Source organism: Sphingopyxis sp. EU05-FHT14B03, assembly GCF_058790875.1.
The window spans coordinates 46835-62774 of record NZ_JBYTDC010000005.1; the positions used below are offsets into that span (position 1 = coordinate 46835).

Sequence of the window (15940 nt, forward strand, 5' to 3'; positions counted from 1 at the left end):
GACAGGCGGCATCGGGAAGCAAAGATGTAGAGGCCTTCGGCGCGCTACAGCTAAATCGTCACAACATGGGTTAGTCGCTGCAACCCGGCCCGGCGACCATTGTTTCGGTAGCATGCCAACTCGCGAGCAACAACTTTACCCGCTCTTCCGGCGCGTCGCCGACGCCATTTGCGCTGTCCGCCTTCCTGGCCGCGCCTGGGAATATGCGCTGCGCCGGAGCCAGCCGGCATATGCTTCAGAATGGGAGTGATGGATGTGACCATGAAAGCACAAAAGCTTGATACGATCTGGGTCGAGAAACCCTGGGGCGTCGATCGGCTTCCCCCGCCCTTCGATGCACGGACTGGTGGTCGCGTCGGCGAAATCTGGTTTCGTCCCCCCAAATCCAATCCGCTGCTCGTGAAATATATCTTCACGAGCGAGCGCTTGTCTATCCAGGTCCATCCCGACGACCGGCAGGCGCAGGCGCGCGGACTTCCCGCAGGCAAGGAGGAATGCTGGTATATTCTGGGTGCCGAACCGGATGCTATGCTCGGGATCGGTACGCGTCGTTCGCTCAGCGAGCGCGAACTCGCCGAAACCGCCCGCTCAGGCGCTATCGAGGCGCTCATGGAGTGGCATCCCGTGCGGGCGAACATGTTCTTTCATATTCCGCCCGGAACCGTCCATGCAATTGGTGCCGGGGTCACGCTCGTCGAAATCCAGCAGAATGTCGATGTCACCTATCGTCTCTACGATTACGGCCGCCCGCGCGAGCTGCACCTCGCCGATGGGACGGCGGTCGCGAAGGCCGCGCCAATGTCACGCGATCTCTGCCGCCAAGTCGATATCGCAGAGAGCGCGTTGTTGCTCGACAGCCGCCATCTCGTGGTCGCGCACCTGAACGCCAACGACCTTTCGCCGCTTGCCGATGCGAGGGATGGGGCGATGATCGTCCCGCTCAGCGGCACGGTCGCAGCTGACGGCGTGACCGCGCAGGCGGGCGAGTGCCTGTGGACCGAGGACGTCGCTACCATCGAGGCCGGAGCCGGCGCGCGTTTTCTGGCGGGTTGGCACAAGCCTTGACGCCCTGCGCGACCTTGGCGCGTCACCGATGGAGGGCGATCCGCCTGCGCCAACTGGCCTGGCACCGTCCTGCCGCCCGAGACGCCTAGCGAGGCGCGTCGGCTGCCGCGCATGTTACAGGGTTGATCGGCTATCCGCCCGAGGCTTTCTCTACGGCGCTTCCCATCTCCTCTCCGAGGCGCACCGGCCGTTCGGGAAACCAATCGGGGTTGAACGCGATCGCTTGCTTCTCGAACAGCATCACGACCGTGGAGCCGAGGAGAAAGCGACCCATCTCGTCGCCCTTGCGCAGCGAGACTTCATCGGGGGCGTAGGACCATGAGGACATCTTGCCCGATCGCTTTGCATTCACCACGCCATGCCATGACGTTGCGATGCTGCCGACGATGGTCGCACCTACGAGTATCATCGCAAAATGGCCGTGAGTGGGGGACTCGAACAGGCATATGACCCGCTCGTTGCGCGCGAAAAGGCCGGGCACCCCGCGCGCGGTCGTCGGGTTGACGGAAAAGAGCGAGCCCGGGACGTGGATCATGCGTCTGAGCTCCCCGTCGCACGGCATGTGCAGCCGGTGATAGTCCTTGGGCGAAAGATAAAGGTTGGCGAAGCTGCCGTCGCGATAAGTCTCGGCGAGCGCGGTGTCGCCGCCCAGGAGTGCGGCGGTGGTGAACCCATGGCCCTTGGCCTGGACGATGTGATGATCGTCGATGGCGCCGAACTGGCTGATGGCACCGTCGACCGGACAGATGAAATCGGCCTCCGCCCGCGGGCGAGCGCCGGCTTTCAGCGGACGCGTGAAGAAGTCGTTGAAGTTTGCATAGCTGCGGATGTCGGGATTTTCCGCTTCGCTCATGTCGACGCCATATTTGGCGACGAACCATTGGATCAGTCGCGGGGTCAGCCGGCCCGACGATGCGGCAACACGGCCGGCGAATTCGGTCAGCCGCCGCTTCGGCATCGCATGCTGGGCAAGAATTGTCAGGCGCTCGAACATGATATCATCCGTTGGTCGATCCTTCGGAGGGAAAGCCGATCGCCTGGGGAGAGACGACGGCGCCCGCCTCTTCGTTCCGGCGGTGATGCTTTATCCCGATGTCGTGGGGCAAGGGAAGGCGCATGGCCGGGAGCGGAAAATAATCGGGTAGGGCGCGCGCTCAGTCTCGCCGGGCCTTTGGCGCCCCTCCCGCCGAACGGACGAAGCGGTAACTCTTCTGCTCATAGTTCCGCGCGCGCAGGAAGTTGTGGGCGTTGTTGATCATGATGTCGCTCATGATCTCGATCGTGCCGCATCCGCCCTTGGCGAGAGCCGTTTCGGCGGCGGTCAGGAGCGCCGTCCCGATGCCGCGGCGCCGATGGTCGCCGTCGACCAGCAGCAGGGTGACGCGGCCGACGAGGCCGTGCTGCAAGGTCGGAACGACGCCCCAGGCGCAGCATCCGACCAGCCCGCCGGCATCGGCGACGAGAAGCCCGGCCTTCGCTTTGCCGATCGCCTCGATATTCGCATCGATCGATATGCGCTTGGGCGGCTCGGCAAGCTGGGCGAGCAGACGGGCGAGAGCTTTTCGGTCCTTGCCCGTCGCGGGCCGCAGGCTGAGCTCGGGTTCCGGCAGGACTTCGGGTTTGACGATCCTCAGCACCGGCTTGGCTTTCGGCGGCGGCGGCGGATCCTGCCGCCTTCGTGCAGGCTCGGGTGACGGTGGCGGACTCGTTTTTCCGCGTCGGCGGATAGGCGAATGCTCCTCGATGGGTTCGGCGGCTTTGGGTGCCTTCTTGGCAGGCTTCGCCGCGGGTTCGCGTTCGGCCGAGAGTTTCCAGCTGTCGGCCGCGCCGCCGCGAAGATAGTGCGCGATGTCGGCGGCGCTTGCCATGAGCCCTTGTTCGCCGATCCCGAGGAGCGGCTTGCCCGCCGCATCGGTGAGGCCGAACTTCCCATAGTCGCCGACGCCCGGCGTTCGCTTTCGCGACCGGACGAGTTTCATCCCGCGGTGTTCGGCGATTGCGCGAAGCTCGTCGGCTGTCGGCTCGGTTGTCATCGATCAGGGCCGGAGAGGAGAGGCGGGGCGGGTCTGCGGGGAGGGGGCGCTCGCCCGGACCGGCGGCGCGCGCTCGCCTGCGCCCTGGTGGGAACCTGTGCGGCTGCGACGCGCTCTGCCCCTATGCGCGCGCGCCGCTTCACCCGCTCGACCATGATCGACCATGTCGCCTTTGACGAGGCGGCGTCGGTGCTTTCCATCAGCTTCCGGGACAGCGGCAAATATCTTTATCATGGCGTCCCGCGCGCGATCTACGACGGGCTGTGCGCTGCGGAATCGCTCGGCGCCTATTTCAACGCGCATATCAAGGATCGTTTCCGGTGCGAGCGCGACCCGGCGCGCCGGCGGTTCGGTCCCGGTGCCTGAGCGCCCGACTGCGAATGCGGGCATTGTGAAGGCGCGGCTCATGCGCGCTTGCGCGCGGCGGTCTTGGTCGGCGCCTTTTTCGTCGGCGTCTTTTTCGCCGGCGCCTTCTTGGCGCTGGCGGCCTTGGCCTTCCCGCCGCCGTCGCCGATCGATTTCTTGAGCGCCGCCATCAGGTCGACGACGTTCGATCCGCTCGGCGCCTTCTCGTCCTTCCCGTCGTCGAGATTGAGCGTCTTGCCCTTCTTCTTGCGCTCGATAAGGTCCTTCAGCGCCTCGACATAGCGATCGTGAAAGTCGCTCGCGTCGAACTTGCCCGTCTTCTTGTCGATCAGCGTCGTCGCGAGGTCGAGCAGGTCTTCGTCGGGATCGCTGTCGGCAATGTCGCGGAAATAGCTCGCCGCCTTGTTGACCTCGTCGGCATAGCGCAGCGTCTCCATGACGAGACCCCGGCCGCACGCCTTGATGCTGACGACATATTCACGGCCGCGCATCGCGAGCTGGCCGAGACCGACCTTGCCCGTGCGGCGCAGCGCCTCGCGCAGCACGATGAACGCTTCCTCGGCAAGGTCGTCGGCGGGGACGACATAATAGGGCTTCTCGAAATAGATCTCGTCGATATCCTCGGCCTCGACGAACTGGGTGAGCTCGAGCGTCTTCTTGCTCTCGAGCTTGACCCCTTCGATCTCCTCGTCGTCGAGCAGCACATATTGGTCCTTGGCATATTGGAATCCCTTGACGATCTCGTCGACGTCGACCGGGCCGACGCCGGGGACGACCTTTTCATATTTGATGCGCTTGCCGGTCGGCTCGTGGATCTGGTTGAACGCGATCGTCGCCCCGCTCTTCGTCGCCGAATAGATCTCGACCGGGATCGAAACGAGCGCCAGGCGGATCTGGCCTTTCCAATATGGGCGCGCAGCCATCGTCACTCACTCCTTTGCCAATGCTCCTTCAATGCGCGCGGTCGCCGAGCGTTCCGCGCCGGCGATGGGAAGGGAAGCCCGATCGCCGCAACGGGATCGAAAGCGGGAGCTGGAAATGGCCGGACAGTCGCGAACGCGCGCGCCTGCCGTTTTCGCGGTCCGCGACCTGCCGATCTGAGCTTGTCAGACCGTCCAGCGCGCGGGCGCGAGCGCGATGGGGATCGGAGGATGCACCCGCTGCCATTTTGTTGCGGCGAGCACGTCGTTGCTCTCCTTCGCCTCGCGGCCTGGCCCAAGCGACCAGGTGATATGATAATGGCTACCGTCGCCGCGATCGGTGGCGCCGCCGATGCGCACGACGAGCGCCTGGACGCCCGCGCCGTCGTCGACTTCGCCGACGATCTCGCCCGCGTGCGCGGCGGGTAGGGGCGTGTCCTCGGCGGTCCCGAAGCGGAGCGTCACATGATCGGCAACCAGATCCGGATAGCGCGGTTCGAACCGTTCGAGCAGCTGGTCGCGCTCGGCTGGTGGCAGCTTCCAGCCGGCGATGGTGCGCGTCATGACGCCTTGCGCTTTCGCTTTGTGGAGCCCGCGCCAAGTTCGATCCAGGCGGGCGCATGGTCGCTCGTCTTGTCGAGCGCCCGCGGGCGGGTGTCGACGCCGGCTGCCTCGAGCCGCTTCGCCGCGGGCTTGTTCAGCAGCAGATGGTCGATGCGGATGCCGGCATTGCGTTCGAACGAGCGCCGCCAATAGGCCCAGAAGCTGTAGATGCGCTCCTCGGGATGCAAATGGCGGATCGCATCGGTCCAGCCCTGGTCGAGGATGCGCCGGTAGGCGTCTTTGGCTTCGGGCGCGAAGAGCGCGTCCTTCTTCCAATTCTCGGGCTTGTACACATCGAGGTCGGTGGGAATGACGTTGAAGTCGCCGCAGATGACGACGGGGGCATCGAGGTCGAAGAGCGTTGTCAGATGCGCGTCGAGCCGCGCCATCCACTGCATCTTGTAATCGAATTTCGGACCGGGCCAGGGGTTGCCGTTGGGAAGATAGAGGCCGGCGACGAGGATGCCGCCGACCGCGGCCTCGATATAGCGGCTCTGCTCGTCGCCGGGATCGCCGGGGAGCCCGCGGCGCGTTTCGTGGATTTCGCCGACGCGGCTCAGCATCGCGACGCCGTTCCAGCGGCTCTGGCCGTGCCAGATCACGTCATAGCCCGCGTCGCGGATCGCCTTCTCGGGGAATTTCTCCTGAGGGGCTTTCAATTCCTGCAGGCAGACTATGTCGGGCTCGGCCTGCGCGAGCCAGCCGAGCAGAATGTCGAGGCGGCCGGCGATGCCGTTCACATTATAGGTCGCGATCTTCACAGGTCGGGCAGCGTCTGGTCGGCGCGGCCCCAGCCTTGCAGCGCCTTGAGGCCGGCGCGCTTCAGAAGCTCCTTCGCGTCGGTAATGCGGAAATGCGACGGCTTGTCGATCGTCTCCATTTCCTTCCAGCTGATGGGCGCAGCGACCGGCGCGCCCTCGCGGGCGCGCGCCGAATAGGGCATCACCGCGGTCGCGCCGCGCTGGTTGCGGAGATAATCGACGAAGATCCGGCCCTTGCGCTGCGCCTTGGGGAGGGCGGCGGTGAAGCGGTCGGGATCCATTTGCGCGACGGCGCGGGCGAGCCGGTGCGCGAAGTCCTTGACCTCGGGCCATTCGGCGCGCGGCACGAGCGGGGCGATCACATGGACGCCCTTGCCGCCGGTTAGCATTGGAAAGGTCTCGAGGCCCATCTGCTTCAGGATGTGGCGGAATTGGAAGGCGGCGCTGCGCACCGCCTCGAAATCGAGACCGACGGCGGGATCGAGATCGAAGACGAGCCGATCGGCCTTCTCGACATCCTCGATGCGCGCGCCCCAACCATGGAATTCGATCGTGCCCATCTGGACGCAGGTCATCAAGCCCTCGGGCGTGTCCATGTAGAGATAGGGCTGGTTGTCGCCATCCTTCTCCTCGATCGCGACCTGCTTCACCGAATCGCCAAAGCTTCCGGCATCATGTTTCTGGAAGAAGCATTTCTTGGCGCGGCCCTGCGGACAGCGCACGAGGCTGATCGGGCGCGAACCCGCCCACGGCAGCATGATCGGCGCGACCGCGGCATAATATTCTGCAAGCTCGCCCTTCGTGAGCCCCGCCTCGGGAAAGATGACGCGGTCAGGGTTGCTGATCGGTACCGGCGAGGCGTACGTCACCTCGGCGACCGGTGCTTCGCTCTCGATCACGACCGCTTCGGGATTCTTGTCCTCGCGTAGGCCGAGATAGCTCGGGTGGCGGAGCGTGCCCTCGTTTGTCATCTCGGTAAAAGCGATCTCGGCGACGAGCTTCGGCTCGATCCAGTGCGCGCCGCGCGTCTCGGTGCGGGGCGCCTTCACCGTCGGCTCCTTTCGTTCGAGCGGCTTCATCATCGCCTGGAGGCGGAAGAGCTCCTCGGTATCGAAACCGGTCCCGACCTTGCCCGCGTAGCGCAGCGCGCCCTTCTCATGGACGCCGAGCATGAGCGAGCGGAACGCGCGCGACTTGTCGGAAGGCGTCCAGCCGACGATGACGAACTCCTGCCGCTTGATGCACTTCGCCTTGAGCCAGCTTCCCGCGCGCGAGCCGACATAGCGCGCGTCGGCCTTCTTCGAGATGACACCTTCGAGACCTGCGGCGCAGAAGCTTTCGAGCAGCTTCTCGCCGCTGCTCTCGATATGGTCCGAGAAGCGGATATGCCTGGAGGCCTTGGGAAGAATTTTGGCAAGATGCGCCTTGCGGTCGAGGAGGGGGAGGGCGGTCAGATCCGCGCCGTCCAGCGCGAGCAGATCGAAGGCGAAATAGTCGATGCTATCGGGCGCGGACTTCAGGGCATTTTGCAGTGACTGGAAGCTTGAGCGGCCTTCAGCATCGAGCACGACCGCTTCACCGTCGATCAGCGCGCTGTCTACCTTCAGCTTTGCGGCCTCGGCGAGGAGCGGCGCGAAGCGCTCCGACCAGTCGAGACCCGAGCGCGTATAGGCGCGGGCCTCGCCGCCGCCGACCGCGATCAGCAGGCGGTAGCCGTCATATTTCATCTCGTGAACCCAGCCCCTGCCGGCGGGAACGGTGTCGACGAGCGTCGCCAGCTGGACCGGACGAAAGGGCGGGGGAGCCGCAGCCTTTCGTTCGCCGCGCTTCGAAGAGGGGGCGCGGTCTGCAGGGCTCGGTGCGGCGGTCTTTCTGGCCATGGACTCAAGACCATCCGGCGCCGCGATCGTTCCCGGTGGCGGGGCAACTTGCCCGCCCCGCCATGCGTTCCCATTTTCGTCCCCGAGACATGGAGCTTCAACATGGCGAATGGCTGGGCGCGCGACGGCGCCGTTCAGGAGCAGATCGACGACACGGTGAGCGATGCCGTCAAGGGGGCGCGCCTGCGGCTGCTGTCCGGCAAGGGCGCAGACTATTGCGACGATTGCGGCGAGCGGATTCCGGAGGCGCGGCGAAAGGCCTTGCCCGCGAGCCGTACCTGCATCGGGTGCCAGACGCTTCGCGACGCCGAACGCCGTCCGGCCGGTTTCAACCGCCGGGGAAGCAAGGACAGTCAGCTGCGCTGACCCTTTGGGAAAGCGAGCCGGGGCATGACTTCAGGCGCGCGCCTTGGCTGCGGCCCGGACCTCCTGCGATCGGTCGAGCGCGATAACGAGGATATCGTCGCCGTCGACGATGACGCCGACATTGTCCATGCCGACGAGCGACACGCGTTTTCCGGGCGCGCGGACGAGGCAATTGTGGCTGTCGTGTGCGAAAAGATCGTCGCTGCAAGCATTACCGGCCGCGTCGGCACCTGCGAGCGCATGCACCGCCTGCCAGCTGCCGAGGTCCGACCAGCCCATCGACACGGGGACGACCGCGACGCGGGCGTCTTTCTCCATCACGGCATAGTCGATCGAATCTGACGGCGCCTGTTCGAACGGCGCGCTTGCCGCGTGCAGGGCATCGCCATCGTGCAGCGCATTGGCGACCGCGGCTTCCGCCGCGCGATATATGGCCGGGCAATGCGTGAGCATCGCCTCGCGCATGCGACCGGCCCGGAAGAGGAAGATGCCGGCGTTCCAGCTGTAGCCACCCTCGCGAAGCATCGCTTCGGCATCGGCGAGCGGCGGCTTCTCGACGAAGCGGGCGACGGCAAATCCCACGTTGCCGAGCGGTGCGCCGCTGGCGATGTAGCCGAAGCCGGTGTCGGGCCGATCGGGGGCGATGCCGAATGTGACCAGCCAGTCGTCGCGCGCCAGATCGGCGGCTTTGGCGATGGCGCCCCGGAATGCGGCTACATCGGCGATGACATGATCGCTCGGCATGACGAGCAGCAGCACGTCATCGGCCGACGAAGCGACCGCGAGCGCGATGGCGGCGGCGGTGTTGCGCGCCGCAGGCTCGACGATCAGCCGAAGATCGCGACCCTCGGATTGCTCGCGCACCATCGCGACATGCTCGTCGCCGCACACGATGAGCGGCGCCGAAAAGCCGGCTCCGGTTGCCCGATCGAGCGTGCGGGCGAACAGGCTCTCTTTTCCGATGATATCCAGGAACTGTTTGGCACGCGCGCCGCGGGAAGCGGGCCAGAGCCGCGTACCCGCGCCGCCGCAAAGAATGACGGGCTGGATCGTCGCAGACATAGGATCAACCTTCCAGGGTCGGGGCGGAGGCGCGCAAACTCGACCCGATCGCAGCGCGCCGAGACTCTCCGCCGTTTTCGAAATTTGCGACCGGCTGGACCATGTCCGACCGAACGCCGCGCAAGCGAGCGAGTTGCCCCTGCTTATGGGAAAAGGCCCGAAATCCCGGTCTGATTAACGCAGGTTATACCGATTCCTCGCATGCGTGGTCCGGATTGAACTTGGCCCCGTGTCCTGTCGCGCCGGAAGATTGCGAAGTCGGCGAGAAGAATGCTTTAACGACGAAGGTTGGGGGGCTTGCCGGTCGAACTTTACCTCCGCCTGATGCAGCCCGCCGGGGCGCCGGGGCGTTGAACAGGCATGAACCAGAGCGACACATTTCTGATGTTGGCCGGTCAAGAACTGAAATTCCTCTCCGATCTCATCGCGAGGATCGATCAAGGCCGCCTTGATCCTGTCGGCCTCGACCGGGAGACCGCGATCCTCCTCCTGCGCGAGGTTGCGGCGGAGCGCCGAAGCCTTGTCGATCGGCTGAAATCTTATGATGGTGACGGCAGCGCTGCCTGGACCGGAACTCCTGTGTAGGAGCCCTATATTCGGCCGCAGCTCGACCCGCGCCGCATCTACCCCTTGGTATTTCGTCGGCGCGTTTCCCAACCTTTTTTCGCAGCCGCCGATCGCTTTTCGCTGCTCTTGCCCGCACCGCTTTTGCGACCACCTTTTCTCGAGGCTTCATGGGTATCGGGCTGGCCACGGCCGGAACCCGACTTGTTGCCGCCGCCCGACCCCTTGTTCACCGTTGCCCATGCGCGGCTCTCCGCTTCCTTCTTGCCGACGCCGCGCTTCTCATAACTTTCTTCGATATGCTCGGCCTTGCGCTTTTGCTTGTCGGTGTAGCTCGATTTGTCCCCACGGGGCATGACAATTCTCCCTATCCGGCCCCCTTTGGTCAACCAACGGAACATCTTGGGGTTCCGCTAAAGACGCTAATCGGTGACATGCAAGACCTCGCTTCCGGAGACGGACACGAGCGCGCTGGCCGTGTCGGCACCGCGTGACAATCGTTGCGAGCGGCGGCGGCGCCCAGCTATGATTGCCGCTCGGCGCGGTCTATCCGTTGACGACCGTTCCGCCGTTCGGGTGGAGGACCTGGCCCGACATGTAGCTGCTGTCGTCGCACGCAAGAAAGAGGAAGCTCGGTGCGACCTCGTTGGGCTCTACCGGTCGCTTCATCGGCGTCGTCTCGCCAAAACTTTCAACTTTTTTGGCTGGCGCTCCGCCGCGTGGATTGAGCGGGGTCCAGATCGGGCCGGGCGCGACCGCATTCACCCTGATGCCTTTCTCGATCAGATTCTCGCTTAGCGAGCGCGTGAAGGCGGTAATGGCGCCCTTGGTCGCACTATAGTCGAGCAGACCACCGCTCCCCTGATACATGGTCACGCTCGTGCAATTGATGATCGCCGCGCCTTTCTTGAGATGCGGCAGCGCAGCCTGCACAAGGTAGAACATGCCGAAGATATTGGTGGCGAAGGTGCGCTGCAGCTGCTCCGGGCTGATGTCGCGAATATCGTCCGCCGGATGCTGTTCGCCCGCATTGTTGACGAGAATATCGATGCGCTTCAGCTTGCTCACGACCTTGTCGACGATAGTCTTTCCGGCGCTGGTTTTGCCCACGTCGGCCTTGACGAGGATCGCGGTGCGCCCTTCGGCGCCTACGAGCGAAGCCGTTTCCTCGGCATCGGCCTTGTTGCTCTTGTAAACGATGGCGATATCCGCACCTTCGCGGGCGAACAATACGGCTACCGCGCGCCCGATCCCGCTGTCGCCGCCGGTCACGATCGCGACCTTGTCCTTGAGCCGGTCGGAACCGGCATAGCGCGGCTCCCATTTCGGCGCGCGGTCGAGATCGGATTCCCGGTCTTTCGGCGGCGTGCGGATCGTCTTCGTATCGCCGACCTCCTTCCGCAGTTTCCTTGCCGCCGTCTGTTTTCCGCGCTTCTCGGACGCGGTTTCTCCGACCTTTCCGGCCTCTGATTTGCGTGCCATTGCCGACTCCTCCTGTTCTGCCTGTCATCGACAAACCGGCGGGTCCCACACTTGGTTGCGGAGCACTTGGCTCATGCCGAGTTGCGCTGCGGCGGTGGTCTGGAAATGCGCGGCCGACTTTCTACCTATACAGCGTTGCAATCCTTACCGCCCGGGGGCGCGCCCTGCGCCGCCGAAGCTGAGAGAAGAAGCTTGTCGAAGATCGTGAACGGTGCCAGCCTGCAACCTCGTTCCGGAGGCGCCCCCAAAAACATCGTGCTGCTGCTCCACGGCTTCGGGTCGAGCGGCTCCGACATGATTTCGCTGGCGCCGCAGTGGCAGGAGGCCTTGCCAGACACGCTGTTTCTTGCGCCGCATGCACCGCAGCGATGTTCGATAATGGGCGGGGGCTACCAATGGTGGGGGCTGTCGGGTTTCGCCCCGGCGGCGTTGGCTGCAGGCGCTGCGTCGGCAGCGCCGGCGATCGACGCGTTCATCGATCGCAAGCTCGCGCAATATGACCTCAGTGAGGCCGATCTCGCCCTTGTGGGTTTCAGCCAGGGCACGATGATGGCGCTTCAGGTCGGCCTTCGCCGCCCCCGCGCCGTTGCCGCTATCGTCGGCTATTCGGGCATGCTCGCGGGCGCGGCCGATCTCGCGCATCATGTTCCGTCGAAACCGCCAGTCCTGCTGGTGCACGGCACGGCCGACCCCGTCGTGCCGATCGCGGCGCTGCACATGTCCGAGAACCAGTTGAAGCGGCTCGGCGTCGAGGTCGAGACGCATATCTCCTACGGCGTCGCGCACAGCGTCGACCCGGTCGGACTGCGGACCGGCCGCGACTTCGTGACCGGCGCCTTTGCGAGAAGCTGCGGCTGAACCGCGCAGCTTCGTCACGGCGGCATCGGGCGCACGGGTGTCGGCGAGCGACGCGGGGTGGCCGGGAAGGGAGAGGGGGGCACCCGCGGCGGGATGGGAGCCGCGCGGAACTGCCGGGTGCAGCGGGCGTTGGCCTGATGGGTCAACATTCGGGGACAGGCATTATGAACAAGTTGCGGCGGCTCGAGACATTTGCGCGGACGGGGTGGTTCGCGCGCGGCGTCGTCTATTGCCTGCTGGCATGGATAGCGCTCACCGGTTCGTCGGCCGACGACGCCAGTCCGCAAGCCGTGTTCCGCTCGGTCCGCGATATGCCCGCTGGCTCGATCCTTCTTGCTCTTCTCGCGATGGGTCTGGCGCTTTACGGCGCCTATCGCCTGTACGGGGCGGCGCTCGATAGCGAAAACAAGGGAACCGGTGCGAAGGGCGTCGCTGTGCGGATAGGCTATGCCGCGAGCGGTATCGCCCATTTCATTCTCGCCTGGGCGGCGCTTCGCCTTGCCTCGGGCGGCGGCGCCGAAGACGGCCGCGAGAAAGATGCGGCGGGCATGCTGCTCGAACTGCCGCTTGGCGGCCTGCTCCTCGGGCTCGTCGGCGCCGCCTTCCTCGCGGCGGCCGTGCAGCAGGCGGTCAAGGCCTGGACCACCGAATTTACAAAGGATCTCGATGCGGCAGCACCTGCATGGGCCGTGCCCGTCGGGCGGGCGGGTCTTGCGGCGCGCGCGGTCGTGTTCGCCGTCATCGGCGCCTCGCTCGTGCGCGGCGGCTGGTTCGGCGCTGCCGGGGAGGTCAAGGGCCTCGGCGACGCGCTCTCGGCGCTCACCGACAATCCGCCGCTCTATCTGCTCGTTGCCGCCGGGCTGTTCCTGTTCGGCGTACACAGCTTCGTCGAGGCCCGCTGGCGGCGGCTTCGCGATGAAGACATGATCGCGCGGATCATGGCAGCGCGACGCTGACGATGCCCATTGCGCAGGCCCGCGGAACCCTGTGGGCTTCGCCGCGTTAGCAGGGCAGTCATCAACAGGGAGAGTCTCGATGAAAAAGCTGTTTGTAACCCTCGCCGCAACCTCGGCCCTCGCGCTCGGCGCCTGCCAGAGCCCCGCCGCCGACAAGGTCGAGGATCAGGCCGAAGCGAAGGCCGAGGCGATCGACGACCAAGCCGACGCGATGCCCGAAGGTCCCGCCAAAGAGGCGATGGAGCAGAAGGCCGATGTCGTCGAAGAGCAAGGCGAAGAAAAGGCCAACGCGATGGACGACAATGGCGAGATCGCTCCGTCCGAAACCGGCGTCGGCGACACCCAGAAGAAATAAGACTGCCTTCCCTAAGGGCAGGGTGAAGGGCGCCGGTTCCGGCGCCCTTTATCGTTGCGGTGGCCCGGCTCAGGCTGCTGGCAGCTGGCGCCGCTGGGACAAGGCAAGGGAACGCGGTTCGGCGTCGCTTCTCAGCACAGCGTCCGATCGAGAAAGTCCCTGATCAGCGGGACAACCTCGTCGAGGTTGGTTTCGAGAAGCCAATGGCCGCCGTCTAGCATATGCAGCTCGGCCGCGGGGAGATCGCGCAAATAGGCGCGCGCAGACTTCTCGGGCATATAGAAATCCTGCGGACCCCAGACGATGAGCGTCGGCGGGTGGTGCTCGCGCAGATAGCGTCGATGCGCGCTGAACCACGAGCGATTGGCCTTGAGGCCCCCGATAAGGTCGATCGCGATTTCGCGGCGCCGCGGGTTGATCAGTGACCAGTGCAGTTTCCAGAGGTCCGGCGGAATGCGCGGCACGAGATCGGGCTGCACGTCGTTCAGAAACCCCTCCCGAAAAACATCCTCGCTGATTGCCTTGCCGATCTCGGCGCGCATCTCGGGTTCGGGAAGCGACCAGCTCTTCTCTATCTCGGCATATTTGTCGCCCAGCGCATCCTCATAGGGAATGTCCCCATTCTGGATGATCTGCGCGAGGATGCGTTCAGGCCGCATGATCGCGAGACGCGCGCCGATCGGCGATCCGAAATCGTGAAGATAGAGCACAAAGCGCTCGACGCCGAGCGCACGCACGAACCCGTCGAGAAGCTGCGCATAGCCGTCGAAGCTATAGTCGAAATGCTCGGGCGTATCGCTGTAGCCCATGCCCGGATAGTCGGGCGCGAGAAGCCGCCACCGATCGCCAAGCCGCGGCAGGAGATTGCGAAACTCGAACGACGAACAGGGATAGCCATGCGGCAGCAGCAGCACCGGAGCGTCGGGCGGTCCTGCCTCCCTGTAAAAGATATCAACTCCGCCGACATCGATCCGCCGATGGAGGGTTTCTCCGTTCAAGTCGATGCTCCTCGCGCGTCACGATCTCAAGGGGCTGGCAGTTTCACTTCGGGCAGCGCATCGAGGTCGGCCTTGGTCATGCTCGTCTGAAGATCGGTGTCGTCGCCGCGCACGATGGGCTTGAGGCCCTGCACCGGTACATGAACATAGCGGTCGGGACCGACGCCAGCGAGCTCGACGAGGAGACGGTCCACCTTGTCGTCGGCGCCGCGCAGCACCTGCGATACGTCTCCGAGATCCTTCCCGTCCGCGCCGACGATATCGGCGTCGAGAAGTTGTGCCTCGCTGAGCCCGAGCACCGCAGGGAGGGGGCCGGCGACCGTGGCGCTGGTCTCGGCCGCACGTTCCATCCTGTCCTCGGCAGCTTCCTGCTTGCTGTCGCAAGCGGCGAGAAAAAGTGCGGCGCCGGCGCCGGCGCCGAGGATGAGGATGCGCATGTCTTGTCCTTTCAGTAGCGGATCGAGCTCCGGTTCGACGCGGCGGAACTCGAAATCGTCATGATCTGACCAAGAAACGCCCCGCTGCAAAAGCGGTTGCGATTTTGCGACGTGTGGCTCTTGGGGCGCGGTCTTCATTTACGCCTCAGCCCGCCTCCGTGACCCCCTCGTCGAGCCCCCGCGTCTTCGGTCGCAGCGCCTTGTAGCGCGGAAGGAACGCCATCATCGGCATCCAGCTCGGCGCCTCGGCGGTATAAAGGTGGAAGGCTGGTGCAATCTCTTCGGGATCGTCCAGCGTCCCCGCCGCAATATCGATCTCATCGGCCTGGTGGCGCACATGGATCGTTAGCGGCGAGCCGCACGTCCGGCAGAAGCTGCGCGTGCCGAAGCTGGTCGATGCGAAGCGTCCTATATGCTCTTCGCCCGCAACGATGCGGTACCGGTCGAGATGGACCGTCGTAAAGACCATGCCGCCCGACCCCGAGACATGCTGACAGACACGGCAGTGACACCAGCCGCTATCATATGGCTTTTCTTCGAGGCGGTATCGAACCGCGCCGCAAGCGCAGCCCCCTTCGAACGCAACTTCTTCGGCGCTTGCACTATCGCTATCGGAAGCGTTCGGCATGGAGCTCGCCTTTCTCGCGGCGCGGGTATCGGAGAGGGTAATGGCAGACCGATGGGGTGGTGGCTTCTCTTTGTCCTTCACCGACCGGGAACCGTGGCGGGATGTCTTTCCTTGTCAGAGCTGAACTTCGCCCTCATCCTCCCCGTCCCAATAATGCGCGCGGGTGCCCGAGACCTTGATGAGGACGATCCCGGGCGTCTCGATACCGTCGGGCCACCAGCGTTCGAGTCCTTTCGTCCAATGTTCGGCGAATTCGGCCTTGTCGCGGATGAGCTCTGCGTGGCCCTCGACGGCGAGGAAGAAGGGCCGCATGCCGAGCAGGCCCGATTTGCCCTGATAGCTCAGATTGACGTTCGGGTTGGCCGCAATATCGGCGACCATGAGAGACGTCTCGTCGGTGAAGAACCAGGCGTCGCCGTCATAATCGACTTCGCGATTGTTGCTCATCGGCCGCGACCCGATGGCGCCGCCCGCGGTGTGCGTGGCGAGCATCGCGAAGTCGATATCCTTCATCTTCTCGGAAAGCTGTTCGATCGTCATGGTCATGGGAGGAGCCTTTTGTCTGGAGCGTCTGTATCTGCATCAATGCGCCGCGAAGGCGGGAGT

Annotated in this window: 20 protein-coding genes; 7 read left to right on the forward strand and 13 right to left on the reverse strand. The window is 64.8% G+C overall.

The features are described 5' to 3' along the window. Nucleotides 1-249: 249 nt before the first annotated feature. The gene (locus tag AC3WS4_RS23125) at nucleotides 250-1065 is read left to right on the forward strand and encodes a class I mannose-6-phosphate isomerase (protein ID WP_492740746.1); all 816 of its coding nucleotides are present in this window, start codon (nucleotides 250-252) and stop codon (nucleotides 1063-1065) included. Nucleotides 1066-1195: 130 nt separating this feature from the next. Here the strand turns inward: AC3WS4_RS23125 and asd are convergent, their stop codons facing one another. Beyond that, nucleotides 1196-2059 carry an archaetidylserine decarboxylase gene (asd, locus tag AC3WS4_RS23130; RefSeq protein ID WP_492740745.1) on the reverse strand — a complete coding sequence of 288 codons (864 nt, stop codon included), beginning with the start codon at nucleotides 2057-2059 and terminating at the stop codon, nucleotides 1196-1198. Nucleotides 2060-2219: 160 nt separating this feature from the next. Then, nucleotides 2220-3044 carry a GNAT family N-acetyltransferase gene (locus AC3WS4_RS23135; protein WP_492743016.1) on the reverse strand — a complete coding sequence of 275 codons (825 nt, stop codon included), beginning with the start codon at nucleotides 3042-3044 and terminating at the stop codon, nucleotides 2220-2222. 177 nt (nucleotides 3045-3221) lie between these two features. Between AC3WS4_RS23135 and AC3WS4_RS23140 the strand changes: the two genes are divergently transcribed. Further along, nucleotides 3222-3464, forward strand: coding sequence for a KTSC domain-containing protein (locus AC3WS4_RS23140; RefSeq protein ID WP_310254648.1), 243 nt, complete (start codon nucleotides 3222-3224; stop codon nucleotides 3462-3464). Nucleotides 3465-3502: 38 nt separating this feature from the next. Here the strand turns inward: AC3WS4_RS23140 and ku are convergent, their stop codons facing one another. From ku to ligD, 4 genes are all read right to left on the reverse strand, one after another. Further along, a complete protein-coding gene (gene ku, locus AC3WS4_RS23145) occupies nucleotides 3503-4387 on the reverse strand; it encodes a non-homologous end joining protein Ku (RefSeq protein WP_492740743.1) in 885 nt (294 codons plus the stop codon). A 183-nt stretch (nucleotides 4388-4570) separates the two neighbouring features. Continuing rightward, on the reverse strand, nucleotides 4571-4948 hold the full coding sequence (locus AC3WS4_RS23150; protein ID WP_492740742.1) for a hypothetical protein: 378 nt from the start codon (nucleotides 4946-4948) through the stop codon (nucleotides 4571-4573). After that, nucleotides 4945-5748 (reverse strand): exodeoxyribonuclease III, encoded by an 804-nt coding sequence (gene xth, locus AC3WS4_RS23155; RefSeq protein ID WP_492740741.1) that lies wholly within the window; start codon nucleotides 5746-5748, stop codon nucleotides 4945-4947. The genes AC3WS4_RS23150 and xth overlap by 4 nt, the downstream gene beginning before the upstream one ends. Further along, on the reverse strand, nucleotides 5745-7628 hold the full coding sequence (gene ligD, locus AC3WS4_RS23160; protein WP_492740740.1) for a DNA ligase D: 1884 nt from the start codon (nucleotides 7626-7628) through the stop codon (nucleotides 5745-5747). Before ligD ends, xth begins: the two co-directional genes overlap by 4 nt. A gap of 102 nt (nucleotides 7629-7730) precedes the next feature. Between ligD and AC3WS4_RS23165 the strand changes: the two genes are divergently transcribed. Continuing rightward, nucleotides 7731-7994, forward strand: a complete 264-nt coding sequence (locus tag AC3WS4_RS23165; protein ID WP_492740739.1) for a DksA/TraR family C4-type zinc finger protein — start codon at nucleotides 7731-7733, stop codon at nucleotides 7992-7994. A gap of 30 nt (nucleotides 7995-8024) precedes the next feature. Here the strand turns inward: AC3WS4_RS23165 and AC3WS4_RS23170 are convergent, their stop codons facing one another. Next, entirely contained in the window at nucleotides 8025-9056 is a 1032-nt protein-coding gene (locus AC3WS4_RS23170) for a mannose-1-phosphate guanylyltransferase (RefSeq protein ID WP_492740738.1), read from the reverse strand. Nucleotides 9057-9416: 360 nt separating this feature from the next. Between AC3WS4_RS23170 and AC3WS4_RS23175 the strand changes: the two genes are divergently transcribed. Next, nucleotides 9417-9641 (forward strand): hypothetical protein, encoded by a 225-nt coding sequence (locus AC3WS4_RS23175; RefSeq protein WP_492740737.1) that lies wholly within the window; start codon nucleotides 9417-9419, stop codon nucleotides 9639-9641. Nucleotides 9642-9679: 38 nt separating this feature from the next. On the opposite strand, the gene AC3WS4_RS23180 is transcribed toward AC3WS4_RS23175, so the two are convergent. Together AC3WS4_RS23180 and AC3WS4_RS23185 are read right to left on the reverse strand one after the other, a co-directional pair. Continuing rightward, nucleotides 9680-9976 (reverse strand): plasmid stabilization protein, encoded by a 297-nt coding sequence (locus AC3WS4_RS23180; protein WP_492740774.1) that lies wholly within the window; start codon nucleotides 9974-9976, stop codon nucleotides 9680-9682. A gap of 190 nt (nucleotides 9977-10166) precedes the next feature. Next, on the reverse strand, nucleotides 10167-11102 hold the full coding sequence (locus AC3WS4_RS23185) for an SDR family oxidoreductase (RefSeq protein WP_492740736.1): 936 nt from the start codon (nucleotides 11100-11102) through the stop codon (nucleotides 10167-10169). Between the two features lie 66 nt (nucleotides 11103-11168). Here AC3WS4_RS23185 and AC3WS4_RS23190 point away from each other — a divergent pair, with 66 nt between their 5' ends. The 3 genes from AC3WS4_RS23190 to AC3WS4_RS23200 all read left to right on the forward strand — a co-directional run bounded on the left by AC3WS4_RS23190 (nucleotide 11169) and on the right by AC3WS4_RS23200 (nucleotide 13271). Further along, entirely contained in the window at nucleotides 11169-11960 is a 792-nt protein-coding gene (locus tag AC3WS4_RS23190) for an alpha/beta hydrolase (RefSeq protein ID WP_492740735.1), read from the forward strand. 164 nt (nucleotides 11961-12124) lie between these two features. Then, nucleotides 12125-12916: a DUF1206 domain-containing protein gene (locus tag AC3WS4_RS23195; protein WP_492740734.1), complete on the forward strand. Its 792-nt coding sequence runs from the start codon at nucleotides 12125-12127 to the stop codon at nucleotides 12914-12916. Nucleotides 12917-12995: 79 nt separating this feature from the next. Then, nucleotides 12996-13271, forward strand: coding sequence for a hypothetical protein (locus tag AC3WS4_RS23200; protein WP_054727924.1), 276 nt, complete (start codon nucleotides 12996-12998; stop codon nucleotides 13269-13271). Nucleotides 13272-13402: 131 nt separating this feature from the next. Here AC3WS4_RS23200 and AC3WS4_RS23205 read toward each other — a convergent pair whose 3' ends face one another. The 4 genes from AC3WS4_RS23205 to AC3WS4_RS23220 form a co-directional block, all read right to left on the reverse strand. Next, nucleotides 13403-14269, reverse strand: coding sequence for an alpha/beta fold hydrolase (locus AC3WS4_RS23205; protein ID WP_492740733.1), 867 nt, complete (start codon nucleotides 14267-14269; stop codon nucleotides 13403-13405). 26 nt (nucleotides 14270-14295) lie between these two features. After that, complete coding sequence (locus AC3WS4_RS23210) at nucleotides 14296-14844, reverse strand: PRC-barrel domain containing protein (RefSeq protein ID WP_492740732.1); 549 nt, start codon at nucleotides 14842-14844, stop codon at nucleotides 14296-14298. Between the two features lie 7 nt (nucleotides 14845-14851). Further along, nucleotides 14852-15334 carry a GFA family protein gene (locus tag AC3WS4_RS23215; protein WP_492740731.1) on the reverse strand — a complete coding sequence of 161 codons (483 nt, stop codon included), beginning with the start codon at nucleotides 15332-15334 and terminating at the stop codon, nucleotides 14852-14854. A 114-nt stretch (nucleotides 15335-15448) separates the two neighbouring features. Beyond that, nucleotides 15449-15880: a pyridoxamine 5'-phosphate oxidase family protein gene (locus AC3WS4_RS23220; protein ID WP_492740730.1), complete on the reverse strand. Its 432-nt coding sequence runs from the start codon at nucleotides 15878-15880 to the stop codon at nucleotides 15449-15451. Between the last annotated feature and the right edge of the window lie 60 nt (nucleotides 15881-15940).

Bases quoted from the DNA above. Each gene is read 5' to 3' on its own strand.
- AC3WS4_RS23125 (WP_492740746.1), top strand. From the start codon at position 250: ATGGATGTGACCATGAAAGCACAAAAGCTTGATACGATCTGGGTCGAG.
- asd (WP_492740745.1), bottom strand. From the start codon at position 2,059: ATGTTCGAGCGCCTGACAATTCTTGCCCAGCATGCGATGCCGAAGCGG.
- AC3WS4_RS23135 (WP_492743016.1), bottom strand. From the start codon at position 3,044: ATGAAACTCGTCCGGTCGCGAAAGCGAACGCCGGGCGTCGGCGACTAT.
- AC3WS4_RS23140 (WP_310254648.1), top strand. From the start codon at position 3,222: ATGCGCGCGCGCCGCTTCACCCGCTCGACCATGATCGACCATGTCGCC.
- ku (WP_492740743.1), bottom strand. From the start codon at position 4,387: ATGGCTGCGCGCCCATATTGGAAAGGCCAGATCCGCCTGGCGCTCGTT.
- AC3WS4_RS23150 (WP_492740742.1), bottom strand. From the start codon at position 4,948: ATGACGCGCACCATCGCCGGCTGGAAGCTGCCACCAGCCGAGCGCGAC.
- ligD (WP_492740740.1), bottom strand. From the start codon at position 7,628: ATGGCCAGAAAGACCGCCGCACCGAGCCCTGCAGACCGCGCCCCCTCT.
- AC3WS4_RS23165 (WP_492740739.1), top strand. From the start codon at position 7,731: ATGGCGAATGGCTGGGCGCGCGACGGCGCCGTTCAGGAGCAGATCGAC.
- AC3WS4_RS23170 (WP_492740738.1), bottom strand. From the start codon at position 9,056: ATGTCTGCGACGATCCAGCCCGTCATTCTTTGCGGCGGCGCGGGTACG.
- AC3WS4_RS23175 (WP_492740737.1), top strand. From the start codon at position 9,417: ATGAACCAGAGCGACACATTTCTGATGTTGGCCGGTCAAGAACTGAAA.
- AC3WS4_RS23180 (WP_492740774.1), bottom strand. From the start codon at position 9,976: ATGCCCCGTGGGGACAAATCGAGCTACACCGACAAGCAAAAGCGCAAG.
- AC3WS4_RS23185 (WP_492740736.1), bottom strand. From the start codon at position 11,102: ATGGCACGCAAATCAGAGGCCGGAAAGGTCGGAGAAACCGCGTCCGAG.
- AC3WS4_RS23195 (WP_492740734.1), top strand. From the start codon at position 12,125: ATGAACAAGTTGCGGCGGCTCGAGACATTTGCGCGGACGGGGTGGTTC.
- AC3WS4_RS23200 (WP_054727924.1), top strand. From the start codon at position 12,996: ATGAAAAAGCTGTTTGTAACCCTCGCCGCAACCTCGGCCCTCGCGCTC.
- AC3WS4_RS23210 (WP_492740732.1), bottom strand. From the start codon at position 14,844: ATGAAGACCGCGCCCCAAGAGCCACACGTCGCAAAATCGCAACCGCTT.
- AC3WS4_RS23215 (WP_492740731.1), bottom strand. From the start codon at position 15,334: ATGCCGAACGCTTCCGATAGCGATAGTGCAAGCGCCGAAGAAGTTGCG.
- AC3WS4_RS23220 (WP_492740730.1), bottom strand. From the start codon at position 15,880: ATGACCATGACGATCGAACAGCTTTCCGAGAAGATGAAGGATATCGAC.